Source organism: Chryseobacterium sp. MYb264 (assembly GCF_035974275.1).
Classification (GTDB): Bacteria; Bacteroidota; Bacteroidia; order Flavobacteriales; family Weeksellaceae; genus Chryseobacterium.
This window is the reverse complement of sequence record NZ_CP142422.1, coordinates 2,747,576-2,767,508: the sequence shown is the minus strand read 5'-3', so window position 1 is coordinate 2,767,508 and position 19,933 is coordinate 2,747,576. Positions and strand designations below refer to the sequence as shown.

12 protein-coding genes, 2 tRNA genes and 4 rRNA genes are annotated in these 19,933 nt (G+C 37.7%); 8 read left to right on the top strand and 10 right to left on the bottom strand.

From position 1 onward, the window contains the following. Nucleotides 1–40 precede the first annotated feature (40 nt). From rrf (VUJ46_RS11810) to rrf (VUJ46_RS11785), 6 genes are all read left to right on the top strand, one after another. Nucleotides 41–148: ribosomal RNA gene (gene rrf, locus VUJ46_RS11810) — 5S ribosomal RNA — on the top strand. Nucleotides 149–2,405: 2,257 nt separating this feature from the next. Further along, nucleotides 2,406–3,922: ribosomal RNA gene (locus VUJ46_RS11805) — 16S ribosomal RNA — on the top strand. Nucleotides 3,923–4,118: 196 nt separating this feature from the next. Next, nucleotides 4,119–4,192 (top strand) — tRNA-Ile (locus VUJ46_RS11800). A 91-nt stretch (nt 4,193–4,283) separates the two neighbouring features. Continuing rightward, a tRNA-Ala gene (locus VUJ46_RS11795) sits at nt 4,284–4,357 on the top strand. Between the two features lie 158 nt (nt 4,358–4,515). Next, nucleotides 4,516–7,270: ribosomal RNA gene (locus VUJ46_RS11790) — 23S ribosomal RNA — on the top strand. A 176-nt stretch (nt 7,271–7,446) separates the two neighbouring features. Then, nucleotides 7,447–7,554, top strand: a 5S ribosomal RNA gene (rrf, locus tag VUJ46_RS11785). The 16S, 23S and 5S rRNA genes sit together here with 2 tRNA genes alongside, the layout of an rRNA operon. A 1,837-nt stretch (nt 7,555–9,391) precedes the next feature. On the opposite strand, the gene VUJ46_RS11780 is transcribed toward rrf (VUJ46_RS11785), so the two are convergent. From VUJ46_RS11780 to VUJ46_RS11740, 9 genes are all read right to left on the bottom strand, one after another. Then, nucleotides 9,392–9,700: a hypothetical protein gene (locus VUJ46_RS11780; protein WP_326980986.1), complete on the bottom strand. Its 309-nt coding sequence runs from the start codon at nt 9,698–9,700 to the stop codon at nt 9,392–9,394. A gap of 54 nt (nt 9,701–9,754) precedes the next feature. After that, nucleotides 9,755–10,183: an NAD(+)--rifampin ADP-ribosyltransferase gene (gene arr, locus VUJ46_RS23000; protein ID WP_442784954.1), complete on the bottom strand. Its 429-nt coding sequence runs from the start codon at nt 10,181–10,183 to the stop codon at nt 9,755–9,757. Between the two features lie 442 nt (nt 10,184–10,625). Continuing rightward, nucleotides 10,626–10,916 carry a DUF2695 domain-containing protein gene (locus tag VUJ46_RS11770; RefSeq protein ID WP_326980984.1) on the bottom strand — a complete coding sequence of 97 codons (291 nt, stop codon included), beginning with the start codon at nt 10,914–10,916 and terminating at the stop codon, nt 10,626–10,628. A 10-nt stretch (nt 10,917–10,926) separates the two neighbouring features. Continuing rightward, the gene (locus tag VUJ46_RS11765) at nt 10,927–11,562 is read right to left on the bottom strand and encodes a hypothetical protein (protein ID WP_326980983.1); all 636 of its coding nucleotides are present in this window, start codon (nt 11,560–11,562) and stop codon (nt 10,927–10,929) included. A 71-nt stretch (nt 11,563–11,633) separates the two neighbouring features. Further along, entirely contained in the window at nt 11,634–12,224 is a 591-nt protein-coding gene (locus tag VUJ46_RS11760; protein WP_326980982.1) for a hypothetical protein, read from the bottom strand. A 43-nt stretch (nt 12,225–12,267) separates the two neighbouring features. Continuing rightward, on the bottom strand, nt 12,268–13,944 hold the full coding sequence (locus VUJ46_RS11755; protein WP_326980981.1) for an alpha/beta hydrolase-fold protein: 1,677 nt from the start codon (nt 13,942–13,944) through the stop codon (nt 12,268–12,270). Nucleotides 13,945–14,013: 69 nt separating this feature from the next. Then, nucleotides 14,014–14,826, bottom strand: coding sequence for an AraC family transcriptional regulator (locus VUJ46_RS11750; protein WP_326980980.1), 813 nt, complete (start codon nt 14,824–14,826; stop codon nt 14,014–14,016). A gap of 272 nt (nt 14,827–15,098) precedes the next feature. Beyond that, nucleotides 15,099–16,082, bottom strand: a complete 984-nt coding sequence (locus VUJ46_RS11745; protein WP_326980979.1) for a phosphotransferase — start codon at nt 16,080–16,082, stop codon at nt 15,099–15,101. A gap of 250 nt (nt 16,083–16,332) precedes the next feature. Continuing rightward, nucleotides 16,333–16,845, bottom strand: a complete 513-nt coding sequence (locus VUJ46_RS11740) for a DinB family protein (protein WP_326985094.1) — start codon at nt 16,843–16,845, stop codon at nt 16,333–16,335. Between the two features lie 383 nt (nt 16,846–17,228). Here VUJ46_RS11740 and VUJ46_RS11735 point away from each other — a divergent pair, with 383 nt between their 5' ends. Continuing rightward, nucleotides 17,229–17,840 (top strand): hypothetical protein, encoded by a 612-nt coding sequence (locus tag VUJ46_RS11735; protein ID WP_326980978.1) that lies wholly within the window; start codon nt 17,229–17,231, stop codon nt 17,838–17,840. A gap of 11 nt (nt 17,841–17,851) precedes the next feature. Beyond that, the gene (locus tag VUJ46_RS11730; RefSeq protein ID WP_326980977.1) at nt 17,852–18,499 is read left to right on the top strand and encodes a hypothetical protein; all 648 of its coding nucleotides are present in this window, start codon (nt 17,852–17,854) and stop codon (nt 18,497–18,499) included. A gap of 103 nt (nt 18,500–18,602) precedes the next feature. Here the strand turns inward: VUJ46_RS11730 and VUJ46_RS11725 are convergent, their stop codons facing one another. Continuing rightward, complete coding sequence (locus VUJ46_RS11725; RefSeq protein WP_326980976.1) at nt 18,603–19,775, bottom strand: Kelch repeat-containing protein; 1,173 nt, start codon at nt 19,773–19,775, stop codon at nt 18,603–18,605. Nucleotides 19,776–19,933: the final 158 nt, after the last annotated feature.

The following is a 19,933-nucleotide window of genomic DNA, read 5'->3' as shown; positions in this document are numbered from 1 at the left end:
ACACTGTTACATTAACTACATTGTTATATTAAACCATATTTAGGGTGGTTTTAGCGGTGGGGCTCACCTGTTCCCATTCCGAACACAGAAGTTAAGCCCACCAGCGCCGATGGTACTGCTAACGCGGGAGAGTAGGTCGCCGCCAGTTTTTATTAAAAAGTCTCATACTTTAATTAGTATGAGACTTTTTTTTGCTCGAAACTCAAACAAAGTTACCTTTGCCAGATGCCAGATGCCAGATGCCAGATGCCAGATGTCAGACGCTAGACGCTAGAAGCGGGAGAGCCCCGGAGGGGCGATCTGTTAATAGCCCCAGATGTTGACCCGGCGAAAAAGCTCCGTAGGAGCGACCTGTTACTATAAAGAAATCTGCGAATAGGTAAAGTAAATTCCAATCGCAAATAATTAGCAATCTTAATAAATGAGATTATATTTTAGGTTTCACCGGTCCTTTTATGACCGTAAAATCAAAGACAATCTCCGAAAGCCTAAAGAAGCAAACCAACTCTATGATCTATGGGAAATGAAAATATCATTTGTGCATTCGTGGCAATAAAAAATTGTCATGTCTCCCATTGATACTTATATTTTTGCTAGACGCTAGACGCTAGACGCTAGACGCTAGAAGCGGGAGAGCCCCGGAGGGGCGATCTGTTAATAGCCCCAGATGTTGACCCGGCGAAAAAGCTCCGTAGGAGCGACCTGTTACTATAAGAAATCTGCGAATAGGTAAGGTAAATTCTAATCGCAAATAATTAGCAATCTTAATAAATGAGATTATATTTTAGGTTTCACCGGTCCTTTTATGACCGTAAAATCAAAGACAATCTCCGAAAGCCTAAAGAAGCAAACCAACTCTATGATCTATGGGAAATGAAAATATCATTCGTGCATTCGTGGCAATAAAAAATTGTCATGTCTCCCATTGATACTTGTATTTTTGCCAGAAGCCAGAAGCCAGAAGCCAGAAGCTAGAAGCTAGAAGCCAGAAGCCAGAAGCTAGAAGCTAGAAGCTAGAAGCTAGAAGCGGGAGAAGTCTGTTTATATACTAGAGATGTTTTAAAATCCGAGCACTCCATCCTATACTCTAGAAAATGGACACGAAGTGGCTATAAACCTGTTAATTTTATTTTTAAATTATAGATTGCAATTTCAACTAAGAATACGTCTTTGTAATAGATCTTACCGTTAAAACAATATTTAGGAGGACACAAAAGAATCAGATAAATTTTGTAACAATTAATTAAGCTTGTCTTTATGATGGGGCTTCTGTAAAAAATTAGAGATTAAATAAAAATCGATTTAATTTTTGACGATTAAGTCCACCAATTTTTTTCCCCACTGGATATTTAAGTTCTTACCAAGCTGTCCCACTCATAAGAGCCCGCTCAACAGTTAAACACCAAGATTCTTTAAACCTCGTGTATTTGTGGCTATAAAATATTTTCAGTATCATCTGTGGGAATCCGTGCAATCGGCGGGAAATAAAATAAGCTCAATATTTTGCGTAATACTTCTCCCAAATTTTTTATTTAAGCTGCTATCACAGTAATAGGAAAGGGAACTCCCTAGAAGCGAACTGTTAATAGGCTCAATATTATTTTTATAATCAAACCCTGTAAAGGCAACCTGCTTATGATCCTAATAAGAATCTTTAAAGGAAATAATCTATTATGAAAGGCAAAAATTTTCTGACAACTATTCTTCAAATGTATATACTGCCAATCCTTTTTTTTTTTGCTAAATGCTAAATGCTAAATGCTAAATGCTTCTTTAATCACTTTTCTACACGATAAAAATACATTTTACAATATAGTTCACAATATGATCATTTATGTGGATAAGTAGGAGTTCGCTTATAATGTATATGATATCAATAGTTTAAATGTTATTTTTTTCCACAATTATTTTTCAATGATAATGTTATGTTAAATAAATTAGGATTGTATTGTCCAAAGCTCCTATCTTTGCCCCACTGAAAACGAGAGTATATCAGTAAGCGCAGAAGAGCTTTTGAATAAGCAATAAATTAAAGATCACTTTAAGATAAACAAATAAAAACTACCAGTTTTTAATTTAAAATAATTTCAAAATTAAATTAGATAAAAGCTTGCGAGTTTAGAAAAAGTTTGTATCTTTGCAGTCCGGTAAAACGGGGAGCAGGAGTGAGGTTGATAAATAATAAACGAAGAGTTAAGGTCATCAAAAAACTTTAAAATTTTCTTCATAAAAATTTGGTCAATAAGAAATAAGTTATTACTTTTGCACTCGCAAATACGGGACGACACTGACAGAAAGATTGTCCTGGTAAAAAAGCGAAAGAACGAAGTTCATTGAAATATAATATAACAACCAAGTAAGGAAAAACTAAAGCGTCAAAACTTTGAGTGAGTCAGAACAAACATACAATGGAGAGTTTGATCCTGGCTCAGGATGAACGCTAGCGGGAGGCCTAACACATGCAAGCCGAGCGGTATTTGTCTTTCGGGACAGAGAGAGCGGCGTACGGGTGCGGAACACGTGTGCAACCTGCCTTTATCAGGGGGATAGCCTTTCGAAAGGAAGATTAATACCCCATAATATATTGATTGGCATCAATTAATATTGAAAACTCCGGTGGATAGAGATGGGCACGCGCAAGATTAGATAGTTGGTAGGGTAACGGCCTACCAAGTCATTGATCTTTAGGGGGCCTGAGAGGGTGATCCCCCACACTGGTACTGAGACACGGACCAGACTCCTACGGGAGGCAGCAGTGAGGAATATTGGACAATGGGTTAGCGCCTGATCCAGCCATCCCGCGTGAAGGACGACGGCCCTATGGGTTGTAAACTTCTTTTGTATAGGGATAAACCTACTCTCGTGAGAGTAGCTGAAGGTACTATACGAATAAGCACCGGCTAACTCCGTGCCAGCAGCCGCGGTAATACGGAGGGTGCAAGCGTTATCCGGATTTATTGGGTTTAAAGGGTCCGTAGGCGGATCTGTAAGTCAGTGGTGAAATCTCACAGCTTAACTGTGAAACTGCCATTGATACTGCAGTTCTTGAGTAAGGTAGAAGTGGCTGGAATAAGTAGTGTAGCGGTGAAATGCATAGATATTACTTAGAACACCAATTGCGAAGGCAGGTCACTATGTCTTAACTGACGCTGATGGACGAAAGCGTGGGGAGCGAACAGGATTAGATACCCTGGTAGTCCACGCCGTAAACGATGCTAACTCGTTTTTGGGTCTTCGGATTCAGAGACTAAGCGAAAGTGATAAGTTAGCCACCTGGGGAGTACGAACGCAAGTTTGAAACTCAAAGGAATTGACGGGGGCCCGCACAAGCGGTGGATTATGTGGTTTAATTCGATGATACGCGAGGAACCTTACCAAGGCTTAAATGGGAATTGACAGACGCAGAAATGTGTTTTTCTTCGGACAATTTTCAAGGTGCTGCATGGTTGTCGTCAGCTCGTGCCGTGAGGTGTTAGGTTAAGTCCTGCAACGAGCGCAACCCCTGTCACTAGTTGCCATCATTAAGTTGGGGACTCTAGTGAGACTGCCTACGCAAGTAGAGAGGAAGGTGGGGATGACGTCAAATCATCACGGCCCTTACGCCTTGGGCCACACACGTAATACAATGGCCGGTACAGAGGGCAGCTACCTAGCGATAGGATGCAAATCTCGAAAGCCGGTCTCAGTTCGGATTGGAGTCTGCAACTCGACTCTATGAAGCTGGAATCGCTAGTAATCGCGCATCAGCCATGGCGCGGTGAATACGTTCCCGGGCCTTGTACACACCGCCCGTCAAGCCATGGAAGTCTGGGGTACCTGAAGTCGGTGACCGTAACAGGAGCTGCCTAGGGTAAAACAGGTAACTAGGGCTAAGTCGTAACAAGGTAGCCGTACCGGAAGGTGCGGCTGGAACATCTCATTTTAGAGCGTCTTTGGACGATAAACAAAATTAGTATCGCAAGATACACAAGTACTTACTTAAAGAGAAGCTTTAGTTTTTTGTTTGGTTGATTATATAAAAAATACAAAACCCACTAGAAATTAGTATAGGGAAGAGATTGAGAAAAGAACATGAGGAAAGGTATTACTTATTACTCATCGGCCATTACTCATAACAAAGTCTCGTAGCTCAGCTGGTTAGAGCGCTACACTGATAATGTAGAGGTCGGCAGTTCGAGCCTGCCCGAGACTACTAATTTTGAGTATAAGAGTTTTAGAGTATAAGGGAATATGAGTTTAACGCTCAAACTCTCCCACACTACTACTCATACACTCAACTAGAGGGGGAATTAGCTCAGCTGGCTAGAGCGCCTGCCTTGCACGCAGGAGGTCAAGGGTTCGACTCCCTTATTCTCCACAGTTTTGGAAGTTTGATTTAAAAGTTACGATTGGAGCCAAAAACAACAATTGTTCATCAAACGGAAGAGAAGAAATTAAGATCATTGACATTAACGGTAAAGACATCACAAAGAGAAAACCGAGCACTTATAAGTGCTTGAGTAACCTAAAAATAGGAAAGAAATCGTTAAGGGCGTATGGCGGATGCCTAGGCTTTCAGAGGCGAAGAAGGACGTGGTAAGCTGCGAAAAGCTGCGGGGATTGGCACACACGAATAGATCCGCAGATGTCCGAATGGGGCAACCCGGCAGGTTGAAGACCTGTCACCTCGTAAGAGGAGCAAACCAGGAGAACTGAAACATCTAAGTACCCTGAGGAAAAGAAATCGAAGAGATTCCGTAAGTAGTGGCGAGCGAAAGCGGATTAGCCCAAAAGTTTTTATATATTTAGAAGAATGTTCTGGAAAGAACAGCCATAGACGGTGATAGCCCGGTATTCGAAAGGTATATTAAGATGATAAATGAGTATGGCGGGACACGTGAAATCCTGTCTGAATATGGGGGGACCATCCTCCAAGGCTAAATACTCCTGAAAGACCGATAGTGAACAAGTACTGTGAAGGAAAGGTGAAAAGCACTTCGAATAGAAGGGTGAAATAGAACCTGAAACCGTACGCCTACAAGCGGTCGGAGCCCACAAGTTGGGTGACGGCGTGCCTTTTGCATAATGAGCCTACGAGTTAATTTTACTAGCGAGGTTAAGTAATTAAGTTACGGAGCCGGAGCGAAAGCGAGTCTGAATAGGGCGCATAGTTAGTAGGATTAGACGCGAAACCTTGTGATCTACCCATGGGCAGGTTGAAGCTTTGGTAACACAAAGTGGAGGACCGAACCGGTTGACGTTGAAAAGTCTTCGGATGACCTGTGGGTAGGGGTGAAAGGCCAATCAAACTGGGAGATAGCTCGTACTCTCCGAAATGCATTTAGGTGCAGCGTCGTAAAAAAGTTTATTAGAGGTAGAGCGACTGATTGGATGCGGGGGAGTCAAATCCTACCAATTCCTGACAAACTCCGAATGCTAATAAATGTTCTGCGGCAGTGAGGGCATGGGTGCTAAGGTCCATGTCCGAGAGGGAAAGAACCCAGACCAACAGCTAAGGTCCCCAAATATATGTTAAGTTGAAGCAACGCGGTTGGACTGCATTGACAGCTAGGATGTTGGCTTGGAAGCAGCCATTCATTTAAAGAGTGCGTAACAGCTCACTAGTCGAGCGGTCCGGCATGGATAATAATCGGGCATAAACATATTACCGAAGCTATGGATTTGTAATTTATTACATCTGGTAGGAGAGCATTCTGTTTGCGCCGAAGCAGTATCGTGAGGTATTGTGGAGCGGACAGAAAAGAAAATGTAGGCATAAGTAACGATAAAGGGGGCGAGAAACCCCCTCACCGAAAGACTAAGGTTTCCTCAGCCATGCTAATCAGCTGAGGGTTAGTCGGGACCTAACGCGAACCCGAAAGGGGTAGTGGATGGACAATGGGTTAATATTCCCATACTTGCTCACATTAAAAAGGGGACGGTTCGATGTAGCTACTGGAGACTGACGGAATAGTCAAGGCCTAGCCTTCGGGCGAAGCTGCTGTAGTGAACTCGGATCCAAGAAAAGCCGAAGTGAAGCAACCCGTACCAAAACCGACACAGGTAGTCGAGGAGAGAATCCTAAGGTGCTCGAGTGAGTCGTGGCTAAGGAACTAGGCAAAATAGTCTCGTAACTTCGGAAGAAGAGACGCCATCAGCAATGGTGGCCGCAGTGAAGAGGCCCAGGCGACTGTTTATCAAAAACACAGGACTCTGCTAAATCGAAAGATGCTGTATAGGGTCTGACACCTGCCCGGTGCTGGAAGGTTAAGGAAGGGCGTTAGCGTAAGCGAAGCGTTTGACTGAAGCCCCAGTAAACGGCGGCCGTAACTATAACGGTCCTAAGGTAGCGAAATTCCTTGTCGGGTAAGTTCCGACCTGCACGAATGGTGTAACGATCTGGGCACTGTCTCAGCCACGAGCTCGGTGAAATTGTAGTATCGGTGAAGATGCCGATTACCCGCAATGGGACGAAAAGACCCTGTGAACCTTTACTATAACTTCGTATTGACTTTGAGTAAGTAATGTGTAGGATAGGTGGGAGACTTTGAAGCAGGCACGCTAGTGTTTGTGGAGTCAACGTTGAAATACCACCCTTTACTTACTTGGAGCCTAACTTCTTTTAGAAGGACATTGCGTGGTGGGTAGTTTGACTGGGGTGGTCGCCTCCAAAAGAGTAACGGAGGCTTTCAAAGGTACCCTCAGCACGCTTGGTAACCGTGCGTAGAGTGTAATGGCATAAGGGTGCTTGACTGTGAGACCAACAAGTCGATCAGGTGCGAAAGCAGGACATAGTGATCCGGTGGTTCCGTATGGAAGGGCCATCGCTCATAGGATAAAAGGTACTCCGGGGATAACAGGCTAGTCTCCCCCAAGAGCTCACATCGACGGGGAGGTTCGGCACCTCGATGTCGGCTCGTCACATCCTGGGGCTGGAGAAGGTCCCAAGGGTTGGGCTGTTCGCCCATTAAAGTGGCACGCGAGCTGGGTTCAGAACGTCGTGAGACAGTTCGGTCTCTATCTATTGCGGGCGTTAGATGTTTGAGAGGGCTTGATTCTAGTACGAGAGGACCGAATTGAACAAACCTCTGGTGTATCAGTTGTACCGCCAGGTGCACCGCTGAGTAGCTACGTTTGGAAGAGATAAGCACTGAAAGCATATAAGTGCGAAACTCGCCTCAAGATGAGACATCTTTTAAGGGTCGTGGGAGATGACCACGTTGATAGGCTACAGGTGTAAAGTTGGTAACAGCATAGCCGAGTAGTACTAATTACCCGTAGATTTATAGCCTATTGGTTGCTATTAAACAAGCCTTATAAGTGCGCCACTGGTTTTGCCTTTGTGATGAAATTTACCGATACATATAATTTAAGAATGTACCATTTAACCAATGTAACAATAATTGTAAGAAATAAAATTAATTGTTACACTGTTACATTAACTACATTGTTATATTAAACCATATTTAGGGTGGTTTTAGCGGTGGGGCTCACCTGTTCCCATTCCGAACACAGAAGTTAAGCCCACCAGCGCCGATGGTACTGCTAACGCGGGAGAGTAGGTCGCCGCCAGTTTTTATTAAAAAGTCTCATACTTTAATTAGTATGAGACTTTTTTTTGCTCGAAACTCAAACAAAGTTACCTTTGCCAGATGCCAGATGCCAGATGCCAGATGCCAGATGTCAGACGCTAGACGCTAGAAGCGGGAGAGCCCCGGAGGGGCGATCTGTTAATAGCCCCAGATGTTGACCCGGCGAAAAAGCTCCGTAGGAGCGACCTGTTACTATAAAGAAATCTGCGAATAGGTAAAGTAAATTCCAATCGCAAATAATTAGCAATCTTAATAAATGAGATTATATTTTAGGTTTCACCGGTCCTTTTATGACCGTAAAATCAAAGACAATCTCCGAAAGCCTAAAGAAGCAAACCAACTCTATGATCTATGGGAAATGAAAATATCATTTGTGCATTCGTGGCAATAAAAAATTGTCATGTCTCCCATTGATACTTGTATTTTTGCCAGAAGCCAGAAGCCAGAAGCCAGAAGCCAGAAGCCAGAAGCCAGAAGCGGGAGAGCCCCGGAGGGGCGATCTGTTAATAGCTCCAGATGTTGACCCGGCGAAAAAGCTCCGTAGGAGCGACCTGTTACTATAAAGAAATCTGCGAATAGGTAAAGTAAATTCCAATCGCAAATAATTAGCAATCTTAATAAATGAGATTATATTTTAGGTTTCACCGGTCCTTTTATGACCGTAAAATCAAAGACAATCTCCGAAAGCCTAAAGAAGCAAACCAACTCTATGATCTATGGGAAATGAAAATATCATTTGTGCATTCGTGGCAATAAAAAATTGTCATGTCTCCCATTGATACTTGTATTTTTGCCAGAAGCCAGAAGCCAGAAGCCAGAAGCGGGAGAGCCCCGGAGGGGCGATCTGTTAATAGCTCCAGATGTTGACCCGGCGAAAAAGCTCCGTAGGAGCGACCTGTTACTATAAAGAAATCTGCGAATAGTTAAGGTAAATTCCAATCGCAAATAATTAGCAATCTTAATAAATGAGATTATATTTTTGCTTCCGCCGATCCTTTTTATGACCGTAAAATCAAAGACAATCTCCGAAAGCCTAAAGAAGCAAACCAACTCTATGATCTATGGGAAATGAAAATATCATTCGTGCATTCGTGGCAATAAAAAATTATCATGTCTCCCATTGATACTTATATTTTTGCTAGACGCTAGACGCTAGACGCTAGACGCTAGACGCTAGACGCTAGAAGCGGGAGAGCCCCGGAGGGGCGATCTGTTAATAGCTCCAGATGTTGACCCGGTGAAAAAGCTCCGTAGGAGCGACCTGTTACTATAAAGAAATCTGCGAATAGTTAAGGTAAATTCCAATCGCAAATAATTAGCAATCTTAATAGATAGGATTACATTTTTGCTTCCGCCGATCCTTTTTATGACCGTAAAATCAAAGATAATCTCCGAAAGCCTAAAGAAGCAAACCAACTCTATGATCTATGGGAAATAAAAATATTCGTGTATTCGTGGCAATAAAAAATTGTCATGTCTCCCATTGATACTTGTATTTTTGCCAGAAGCCAGACTTTTTAAACTACTCAGTGGGTGATCGGTAACTATGAATTCGGTAAGTGAATATCGTAAAAGTAAAACCTCCGATGCAGTTTCGGAGGTTTGATTCTCAGTCATTTGTGTATATAGGATTTTTGATTTTTTCATCATTTGTGTTTCAATGAATAATCAAAAGGTTAATTGTGTTGTTTGTCTTACTTTCTGATGCAAATATAGCAAGCTGTACTGAATTCTTCACGATAAAACTGGTAGATAAACGTCGGTCCTTTTGTAGATATTTATCGACAGGGGAGAGGTCTAGAAAGGATCTGCAGTTCGTTTCAGAACTGTTGAAGCTGCAATCGGATATAGTTGAGAATCATGAGTACAAAACATATCCCGATAATGCGCCACTGGATTCTATTGACTTTTTTAGCTCCGAATTTCCATACGCAGATTCTGTCGATAATAAGTAGAAGGATAACGGGCGGGATTCCATATAAAGCATAAAGTCCTGCCAATCCATCTGCTGCCGAAACGCTGTTGAAGGCAACAATAGCGAACAGGATAATCGCAATGATAGTCAGTAAACCTAAAATAAAGAATACAGTAAGTTTATTTTTGAACGTATGGGAAGATGTACTTTTCATATGATTATTTTTAGGTCATCTGAAAACTGATGTCCGAATCTTAAGAGGGTTCAATTAATTGATAATTTGTACTTCAGGATTACTTTTTAATATAGCTATATTTTCGTGCCATTTTTGAAGTTCTTCGTCGGTTAGTTTCACCCATTCTTTTACTTCTCCTACTATTTTTAAAGGATCTTGACTTCGGTAAGATCGGGTAGGGTTTCCTGGATATTTTTTATCAGTCACATTGGGATCATTTTCATATTCTCCAGTAGGCTCTACGATATAAATTCTTTCATCACAATCACCTTTTGCCAGTGCTGCGGCTAATCCGGCGCCGTTTTGTAGGGCTGTAAAATAAATGTGGTTCATAATAATTCCGTTATGATAATTAGACTCGAAACCGGCAGTTAATACATCTCCGATCGTAAGATCTGCTTTTGTGCCGTGATAAAATGGTCCTTTATCTTCAAGAGTATTTGTTATTTTTCTGCTTTTCAGCTGAAAGACATTTCCTTCAGGATCCAGACCGTCACAAAGCCAGAAATTATAATTATCAAAAGTTTTGATTTCACGCATTTGGATATTTTTTGAAATCAGTTCATTTCTGGCAGACACAATGTCGGTATCGATCTCGAAAATCAGCTTTGTATTATTTTCAAACTGATGGTCGTTTGGAATTTTTTTTAAATAATCCTCTCCGATCTTATGAAATCCAATATTTGAAGTGCCAGCATTCAACAGCGCCCAAGCCGAATCTTCTTCCATTATCTTTAAACTGAAATTTTCTACATAAAAATTTTTGATCAGTTCTACATTTTTCACATAGAATAAAGTAGTTTCTAATTTTGCTTTCATAAGGTATGAATTAATAGGACATTGTTATTTTAAACTAAATTTAAATTATATTTTTAAATAAGACTGTATTCTACATTAAAATCTGTTAAAACAGTTCCTCCACATTGGCTAGAATTTCGCAGTCGCAATAACCACCGTTTTCGGCTAACCATTTTAATACCGTATCGATATGTTGAATTTTATGATTTTCTAAAAATTCAAGGGTTATTGTATGGCTATGATCACAACCTTTATTTTCGAGCTGAGCATCCAGAAAATCGAAAAGTTTTTCAAAAGATGATCGATCCATGGGCAGGCTATTTTCAAACTCTTGTTGTTGTTTTTGCCTTAGTTCATTGAGAAATTGCTTTCTTCTTTCCTTTTCTTTTTTATCCATAATTTGTATTTTATTTAAACTGATAAGGATATCCAATTTCCTGAAGATCATTTTCCAGTTGTTCCCAATCTTCAAGTTCATCAACAATGCTTAAAACCATTTCTTTGGTTAATGTTTGTCCATTATAAATTTTTGTAACGGTCTCTAAAGGAATTCCGGATTCTTTATAACTATCTTCAAAATATTCAGTTGCCCAATCGATATAGGTTTGAGGATTTCCATTAAAAATTTTCAGTAATTCTTCAGAATGATCTTCACTATATTCGAGTTGCCCTGTTTGCCATTGATTCTCAGAATTCGCCCATAGACAAAAAGTAGTTCCGATAGAAGCTACAGGCTCTCCAAAAATAAATTCATAAAAAATGGAAGGTAAGTTTGCAGTCAATTTTTGCTTGTTTGGTTGTGGATATTCATGTGCAAAACCATTGATGACGCAGCCATTTTTGGTAAATAAAATCAACATCTGATTGCCCGAACCGTCACGCATTTCGAAAAACTCTTCATGATCCGACCAATCTTTATTATACGAATAATATCGATATTCCCATTCCTGAGAAAGGATAGAATCTAATACAGAAAGAGCCTTGCAAAGATTTTGCAGTTTTTGAGGAGAGGGTAGGAGTGATGGGTTTTTTATGGAAATCATGGTTTTATTTAAAGAATCTAATGTAGATAAAAATAACTAAAAAAAGAGTGGTTGATACTTTTGCCGAAATTTTATTTATCGTTTATTTTCTCTCTTTTAAGAGTGATTTTCTTCAACCATTCATTATATTTAGCAACATGTTCTTTCGTTGCAAATGGTTTTAAAAGAACTACTCTTTCAGCTAGTTTTTTATCAGAAACATTTAACACTTTATTATAAATAGCATCCTTTTTGAGATCTTTTTTCGTGTAGATTTTTGAGGAATTTATTTTCAATTTTATACTGTTTGAATAATAAATTTCATCTTTAAAAAGAAATTTTATTCGAATTTCAGTAGGAGATTTTCCTTTTATATAATTGATTTCTGTTTCCGTATGTTCCTTTGGAGCAATCACCAAGTTTTCAAAATAACTATTCCCACAAGTTGAATATTTCCAAAATTCAAGTGGCTGCCAAACCCCTGATTTATTCTTGAATTCTTTAATCATAAAAAATTTTGAATCCTGTGTATTGACAGATAAAGAATCTTCGGTTACATTTTTTACTTCAACATGAATCGCAGAATCATTTTTAATTTTTGCGAAAATTTCTATAGCTTTTTCTGTTTGTGCAAAAACAAGAATATTGATAAAAATTGTTAGAAAAGTGATTCGTGACTTCATGGGTTATTATTCAGTGAAACTAAGCTACGAAATTTTTATTTTACTAAACTTTAATCTCCACCCAATTTATCCAAACCTGTTCTCTTTCAGGGCTGTTTTCAAAGCTATTCAAAATAAATTCACGATTGTATGTTGCTTTTCCTTTAAAGTATAATTTTCCGTTAATGAAAATTTTCACATCCTTTTTCAAATCAACCATTTCAGGTGAAATATTGATAGAAAGTGACGAAATATTTGAGGTTTCTATCCGAAATATATTATTCTGATACTCTGCTTTTACTTTCCCTGATTTTCTTGGAAAATCGAACGCATTTTTGTTGACCGTTTTTGTTTGAAGGCTGTCTTCCTCGTCATATTCCAGCCACTTGGTGATTTTGAAATTTAATTCTTTATTTTTTTGATAAGCAGCGTTGGTGGTATCTAATTTCATATTAGAAATCCAGTCGAGGTCACCATACTTTTCATCATCAAATTCCCATGAAATTTGTTTGGGAAAAGGGTTTCTTTTTCTTTGATTCAAATCATTAAAAAGAAGGGTGTAAGCGGGTTCAGATTCATCAAATTGTGGAAACCAATGCGGAAATCCGCTATATCGGTATTCTTTGTAGTCAACTGAAATACTTTTCATTAAAGTAGTGAAATCATCATTGGCATTAGGCGGATAATAATAATCTTCATCCGTTGAAAAGTTGATAAATGAACGGTTTTTAGCATTTTCAGCGAAAGTTCCTCCGGTAAAAATTTTAGGATAGGTATTAAAACCATAAAATCCGGTGAATTGAGTAGGCTTTTTCATCAAATAAGAAAACGAGCCTGTCGCACCATTGGAATGTCCGGAAATAAACACTTTGTTATCATCAATATTAATTGCTTTTTTTATTTGTTTCAACATTTCGGGAACCATAAAAAATCCGTCATCGGGAGCCATCCAATTGTATTGTTTGCTGCCTTTCGGAAATACTAGGATAACATCATTTTGGTCTGCATATTTTGTGTAATATCGGTTCCAGCCATCTAAATTTCCGTTGGCAAACTGGTAATCTGTCAGTGCATTATTTTTTACTGCACCATGTAAAAAGAAAAGAAGAGGATACTTTTTTTCAGGTTGGTAGTTTTTGGGTAAATGAATGAAATATGATGTCGTATTGGAGCTATTTACGGAAAAAGAAAGTGAATAGTCACGATCTTTTTTAGGCAAGTAGGGGTTGAAATTTCTAATGGTTTGGTATAATTTTTCAGGATCTTGAATGTTTTTCAAATCGTTTGATTTAACATTGTAAAATTCATTTTCTTTACTTTTTAAATCGTTGTAAAAACTTTCCTTGTTTTTAATTGCCTGCTCTTTTAAAGTTTTCCATCTCGGATCTGTCAGTAAGTTTTTATATTCACCGTCAGAATATTTTCCGGCAAGATATACCCAACCAGGATAGCCGTCTTCGGTGATTTTCATCATAGACAAAGGCGTTAAATACTTAAATGCCTTGTCATAATTTTTTAGTTCTGAAGCTAAAACTGAAGCTTTGTACAAACCAGTTCCGTCTATTTTATCAGGATGTATTCTGAATGCATTTTCGTACATTGCCAACGCCTTTTCATAGTCTTGCTCTGTTTTGGCTTTCCACATTGTTTCCAATGCTTTTCTCGTTAACGATGAATAATTTTCCTGAGCTTTTATTAGAAAACAGCATACCATCGAAAATAAAAGGGCGTAAAATCTCATGACTATTAATTAATGAGACAAAACTAAAAATATACGATGATAAAAACTTGTAAAAATGGAACATTCCTCTTAAGGTTCCAAATGCCAGAAGGTATCTTCTTTTCCTAAGATCGTTCCTTTATTGAAGAATATTTTTGGAGATTTTTCTGTAAGGTTTTTATAAATTTTGTTGAAATGAGATTGGTCGTTGAAATTAAATTCGTGCGCCAAAGTTGTGAAGCTTTCCTCAGGATTTTCAAACAACTTTTTATTGATGGTATTTCTGAAAATTACAATTTTATAGAATTTTTTAACGGAAACTCCAAAATGAGATTGAAAAACACGATTGAGATGCTGTCTGCTGATTCCTATTTTTTCGGAAATATTTATGATGGAAAAATTTTCATCTGAATTAAAAATATAATGAATGGTTTGCTCAAGAATGAGATGCTCAAATTTGATGAATCTTTGTTCCAGAAAAGAATCTATTGTTTGAGAAAGAATATCTGTGTTTGTTGTGGAGAAAATTTCAAGTAATTCTGTTTCATTAAAAAATTCGAAATCAAAAAGATAATCTACAAAATTAAGTTCTTTATAAAACTGCTGAATTCCCAACGGATGAAAAACAAGAACGATTCTATGCACCTTGCCCGATTGTTTCACATGCAAAACCTTCTCTCGAATTGGTGTGAAAATCTGTAAAGGTTTTGCTTTTTCATTATAAATAACTTCTCCGTTTTTCGCCCGAATATGCGATTGATACAGCGAAATTGTGTTGTTGAAATGAGGAAAACATTCATATTCAGTCACCTTATTATTCGGTTTAATATCCAAATAATAGTAATCCACATATTTTTTTATGATTGAATTTCGCGGCTTGAATGTTTTAAATGTATCCTGCATTTTACAATAGCAAAAATAAATGAATAATATTTTTGGGATTCAATTCTTTGTTGAAAATTCGAATATAAAAGACTGATTATCGACGCAAAAAGACTTTTCGTTCACTGTAAAAGAGTGGCTGGCGAATATAAAAGACTCATTTTCCAGTATAAAATAGTGGTTGCTGAAGTAAAAAGACTCAATGTTAAGTTTAAATGACTGGTTACTGAGTTTTTGAAACTCATTGCTTACTCTATCAAACCTCTTATTGTTAAAATTCCTTTTTCCATTAATTATTTCTCAGTTTCATAATAATCCATCCAATTTTTTATTCTTCCGACGAACATTTTAAGATAATTTTCAGTGAAAAATATATTAGACCAATCAAATCTTTTTGCCTGAACACCGATATAAAATATAAATACAGAAGCTCCGGCTTCGGGAATTAATTTAATTTCTTTATCGGATAAACTTCTTATTTGTTGATAGCCATTTATAAAGCTTTGAAACTTACGTTCGTATTCTTCTTTGTCGGATTCTATAAAAAATAACTGTTTGCAAAAATAGGCAACATCTAAAATAAGCGCTCCGTTTCCACAATTATCAAAGTCGAAAATTATAATTTCATCTTCCTTATTTACGCTTAGATTGTCATACCAAATATCCAGATGAACGATTCCTTTTTGGTTTTCAGACCATGTAATTTCGTTGAATTTTTGTGTTATTTGAGGACTAATTTTCCTGATATATTGCATCTCTTCAAGATCTTCAGCAAAAAAAGAATTAATATTATCATACGCCTGATCTAAAAGAACCTCGGAATTATAATCTATTCTGTTAATTTTTTTACCCGCCGTGAGGTTATGGATTTTAGCCATTATTTCGCCAATAGCAAAACAGGTTTCGTCGTGCATAAACCGCATTTTTTTACCTTCCGCAAAGGTGAATAATACTGCATATCGAAGCCCTTCCGGAGCATTGATCTCCTGAATCAGATTTCCATTTTTATCGGGAAGTGGGTAGGATACTGCAAGATCATTATCCTTTAACATGAGTAAAAGCTGTAATTCTTCCTGAATTTCAGACTTCGTTCTCCAATTTTTACAGTAAATACGCACAACATATTTTTTTTCGTTATCAGAAATAAAATAAGTGTGGTTAACTCCTGTCCTGAATAATTGACAGTTACTATCCTCTTTTAATAGATATTTTTCTTTTATAAACTGAGCTAATTCCGTTTCTGATAGTATTGAAGCTATTACTGGAAAAGTAGACATTTCTTGGTTATTTTTTTTGAAGCAGTGATTATGGGTTAGGTTTTATTCTCTTTCACGAACAAAAAGAAATACAAAGATAAAGTATATACATAACAGGCTCTTTAGCGTTTTGAAAAACTTTTATAGATTAAAATTTCAGCCAGGTTTACTGTGTATGTTTTTCTCTGAGATTATCCTACTTGTTTATGCTTTTTTAAAGTAATAACTGGTTGTTCCGCTTATTTTTTTTGGAAAGTCGCTTAGATCAGGATCATTGGAGGGGAGAATCATTTTTGTAAATATTCCAGAAATTATAATCCGTCATAGGGGCGTCCGTGATACCGACATTTCTTCCCATGGTCACTACCTGTCCGCGATGATAGATGCCATGCATGATGATGTGCTGGATATATTCATACTTCGAAAAATTGCACTGAAACCAGGGAGATTCTATTTTTACATTTTTCAATAAATCTGCTTCGGAGAGGCTTTCTACGTATTTTGTGAGTTTTTCAGAATTGTTTTTCAGTCCTGAAAAAATTTCCTCTTTACCGGTTTGAGCCGAATTTTTCTCAAAGTCGAAGTCATCATTTTCGGCGATATGTCCCCACCAATATTCCTGGGTTTGCCAGATATGATGTAAAGTCGCTAAAATAGTGGGAAAACTTGAAATAACTTCCTTATTCAGTTGTTCATCAGATTTTGAGGATAACCAATTCACATATTTGCTGACAACCCATTCGTTGTACTGAACACTGTGGGTAACTAATGTTTTTAAACTCATCATTTTATATTTTTAGTTTTACATAAAAGTAATAAAATCAGACGAATTAGCCGCCAAAAAATATCAATGAGCGAGAAAATACCTGTCAGGAAATAATAGTGATGCAGATGAAACTGGAAGAAAAGAATTTTATATTTTGTTTTAGTTGAAATATAGTATATAAAACTTGTTAAACTTATTTTTTTATTTAATTTTTTCTTTAAATAAAAAATAGACTTAATATTTTATGTAATGATTTATTTTATTCTCTTTTATTTATAATACTATTAAAATTTTGCTTTAAAAATAAATTATTATTGAATGGAAAACGGAAAATTGATGTTTTTCTTTTATTAATAAAAATAAAGGCATAGAAATTGATTAATTCCCGGAAAAAAACACATATGTATATTATAATCGCTTGTTTATTAGTGACTTTAAGTTTAGTTCTAATCAATATTCCATCTTTAAATCCTTTTAGGGAAAGGCATAAAAGAACATTTGAATTCTTTATTTCTCTTATTTCTACATTTACAGGTTTTTTTGTGGCTTTGAGTCTGAATACCATTCTGCTGGATGTGAATCAGAAAAAAAATCTTGTCAAACTCCTTTCCGCGACCAATCTTTCCATAGAAAGCAGTGAGATGCGAACCAAAGGAATGTACCTTAACCCAGCCGAAAAAGGATCCGATCTCGCGAAGATTCTTCATGACGCTCCGGTAGAGATGCCGAAACTATACAGCAATATGCAGAGCAATTCTCTGGTTTCAGATTATTTTTCGTCGAATGCCTTTCAGGCTTATATTCTGTGTAGTGATAATATGCAGACTTTTGTGAAGCACGCCAATGTGCCGGATGTGCCGGATGATAAAAAGATTGAGATCCTGAATAAATATTTAAAATATCTTGATCTCGCCAAACAGATCAATAATCTGGAAATCAGCAAGCTGAATGGTGATATTTCCCAGTCTTCAGAAGATGAGGAAATTCAGAAACTGACAAAACAATTACAATAAATACAACCGAAATGAAAAAACAATTATTATTCATCTTAGCTGCGGTATTCCTGTTGAATATCATCAGCTGTAAAAAAAGTACCCCTTCAGAAGGGATAAAGATAGATTTTACGCAGTCTTACGAGGATGCCGCACTGGCCCTCCACAGTGCACAGCAGAAATATGAGGAAGCATTAAGTGGCCAGGTGCCGGAAGAAATTGAAGTAGCCAAAGCGGCATTGCAAAAAGCAAGGCTTAATTATATGGAATCCAAAAAAGTATATGTTTCCAAAGGAGGGGAAGCCAATGCCAAATATGAAAATTATCTGGAAACGTCTTCCAAAGCACTTGAAAAAGATCCCGCTTCCCAGGGAAGTCAGACCCAGACTCCCGTAACCCCGGTGGAGCAGGTAGAAGATGCTGCAAAAGCGGTAGGCAATGAAGTCGGTAAAGTGGTAGATCATCAAGCTGCCCAGGCGGTAAGTGATGTCGTAAAGAAAGCTGATCTTAAGAAAGCTTCTGAAAAACTGGAGTCTGAGGCTAAATCTACTGTTAATAAAACAAAATCCGAGGTCAAAAAAACAAGCGATGACCTTAAAAAGGCATCGGATAACGCCAAAAAATCTGCTGATAAGGAACTAAAAAAGGCTAAAGAAGATTTGGGAAATCTTTTTAAATAAAGAATGCTGAAGGTCTGTTGAAATCTGATACGGTTACCTTTAAATGAGTAGGAAAGCTTAGTAAAACAAAAACAGCACGGATTTAAAATCTGTGCTGTTTTTGTTATCTGACGATTCTGACTTTCTGTAAAACCCCCTTCTCATTTTTATAGGTAAAAATGTAAGTTCCGCGACGTACTTTTGTTAAATCTATATTTTTGTTGTAATACGCAACGTCTTTCCAGATTTCTTTACCATCCATTGTATAGACAGTAAATTCAAACTGGTTGCTGTTATTTTTATTGCTGATGACGAAACCGTCTTTTTGAGCATTGGTATACACTTTTGATTTAAATACATCTTCTTCGGTATTTTCACCAAAAAGTGCTTCTTCGCTAATATCCGCAACCTGAATGCTTTTAATAGCTGATGTCGTAACAGATGTTGTACTTCCGCCAACGATGTATAATTTATTGTTATAAATTTCTGCAGCCGCATGTCTTCGTGGAATCATGTTTGAAGTTAACTGATGTAACTTATTGGTTTCTGTATCAAAATAAGCCAGAAAAGTCTGATTGTTATAACCGCCTGCAATAAAAATCTTATTACCGGATACTGCTAATGAGTGACCCGATATCGCGGCAGGCATCGTATATTGATCAGTCCAGATATTTTTGTTGAGATCGAAAACATTGATCAGACGGGATGATGTGCCGTTAAAACCACCAATCACATACAGCTTATCATTCACAATTTTGCCCTTTGTTTCTCTGGCTGTGGGCATATCCGGTAACGGATTCCAGGTATCTGATGCAATATCATAGTATTGAAATCTATTGGAAAATACAGTGGTCGCAGTATTATTTAGTCCGCTGCCGCCGAACGTATATATTTTGCCGTTGTGGATGGCAGAACCTGCATTTCCTGTGTAGGCACGGTTAACTGCTCCCTTTGTTACTTTATTAGTTTCAAGATCCAGAATTTCTAGATGGCTGTTTCCCCAACCGTTAAAAATATAAATTTTATTATTGTAAGTCTCCGAATTGGCAAATCTTTTGGGAAAAAGGGTAGAGTTGATGATACTCCATCGGTTATCTTTAATATTGTATTTCTCGATAAAATTGGCATTACCATTAGTGCTTTTATACCCATTGCTTACATAAATATTATCATCGACAATGACACTGCTTATAGCGCCTCTGCCCATAGACATATCTGCGAGATGTTTGAAATTTAGGGTCTGTGCATTTGCGAAGAATAAGCCGAAAATTAAGGGGAGGAATGATTTTGTTTTCAATGGTGTTGAGATTTGGTTTTAAAGATAGGGAAAAGTGACGGATTGTGAATTTCCAATATCGAGTTTGTTTTGAAATGGAAAGCCGTTCTTATGATTGAGTGGCTTTATATCGATTGATACGAGCACCAGCTGGGGATAATATAAAATTACATCGTAGA

What these genes read in the sequence shown, in the direction of transcription:
- VUJ46_RS11780 (WP_326980986.1), bottom strand. Translation starts at nt 9,700, where the DNA reads ATGAAAAGTACATCTTCCCATACGTTCAAAAATAAACTTACTGTATTC.
- VUJ46_RS11765 (WP_326980983.1), bottom strand. Translation starts at nt 11,562, where the DNA reads ATGATTTCCATAAAAAACCCATCACTCCTACCCTCTCCTCAAAAACTG.
- VUJ46_RS11750 (WP_326980980.1), bottom strand. Translation starts at nt 14,826, where the DNA reads ATGCAGGATACATTTAAAACATTCAAGCCGCGAAATTCAATCATAAAA.
- VUJ46_RS11730 (WP_326980977.1), top strand. Translation starts at nt 17,852, where the DNA reads ATGAAAAAACAATTATTATTCATCTTAGCTGCGGTATTCCTGTTGAAT.
- VUJ46_RS11735 (WP_326980978.1), top strand. Translation starts at nt 17,229, where the DNA reads ATGTATATTATAATCGCTTGTTTATTAGTGACTTTAAGTTTAGTTCTA.
- VUJ46_RS11760 (WP_326980982.1), bottom strand. Translation starts at nt 12,224, where the DNA reads ATGAAGTCACGAATCACTTTTCTAACAATTTTTATCAATATTCTTGTT.
- VUJ46_RS11745 (WP_326980979.1), bottom strand. Translation starts at nt 16,082, where the DNA reads ATGTCTACTTTTCCAGTAATAGCTTCAATACTATCAGAAACGGAATTA.
- VUJ46_RS11755 (WP_326980981.1), bottom strand. Translation starts at nt 13,944, where the DNA reads ATGAGATTTTACGCCCTTTTATTTTCGATGGTATGCTGTTTTCTAATA.
- VUJ46_RS11770 (WP_326980984.1), bottom strand. Translation starts at nt 10,916, where the DNA reads ATGGATAAAAAAGAAAAGGAAAGAAGAAAGCAATTTCTCAATGAACTA.
- VUJ46_RS11740 (WP_326985094.1), bottom strand. Translation starts at nt 16,845, where the DNA reads ATGAGTTTAAAAACATTAGTTACCCACAGTGTTCAGTACAACGAATGG.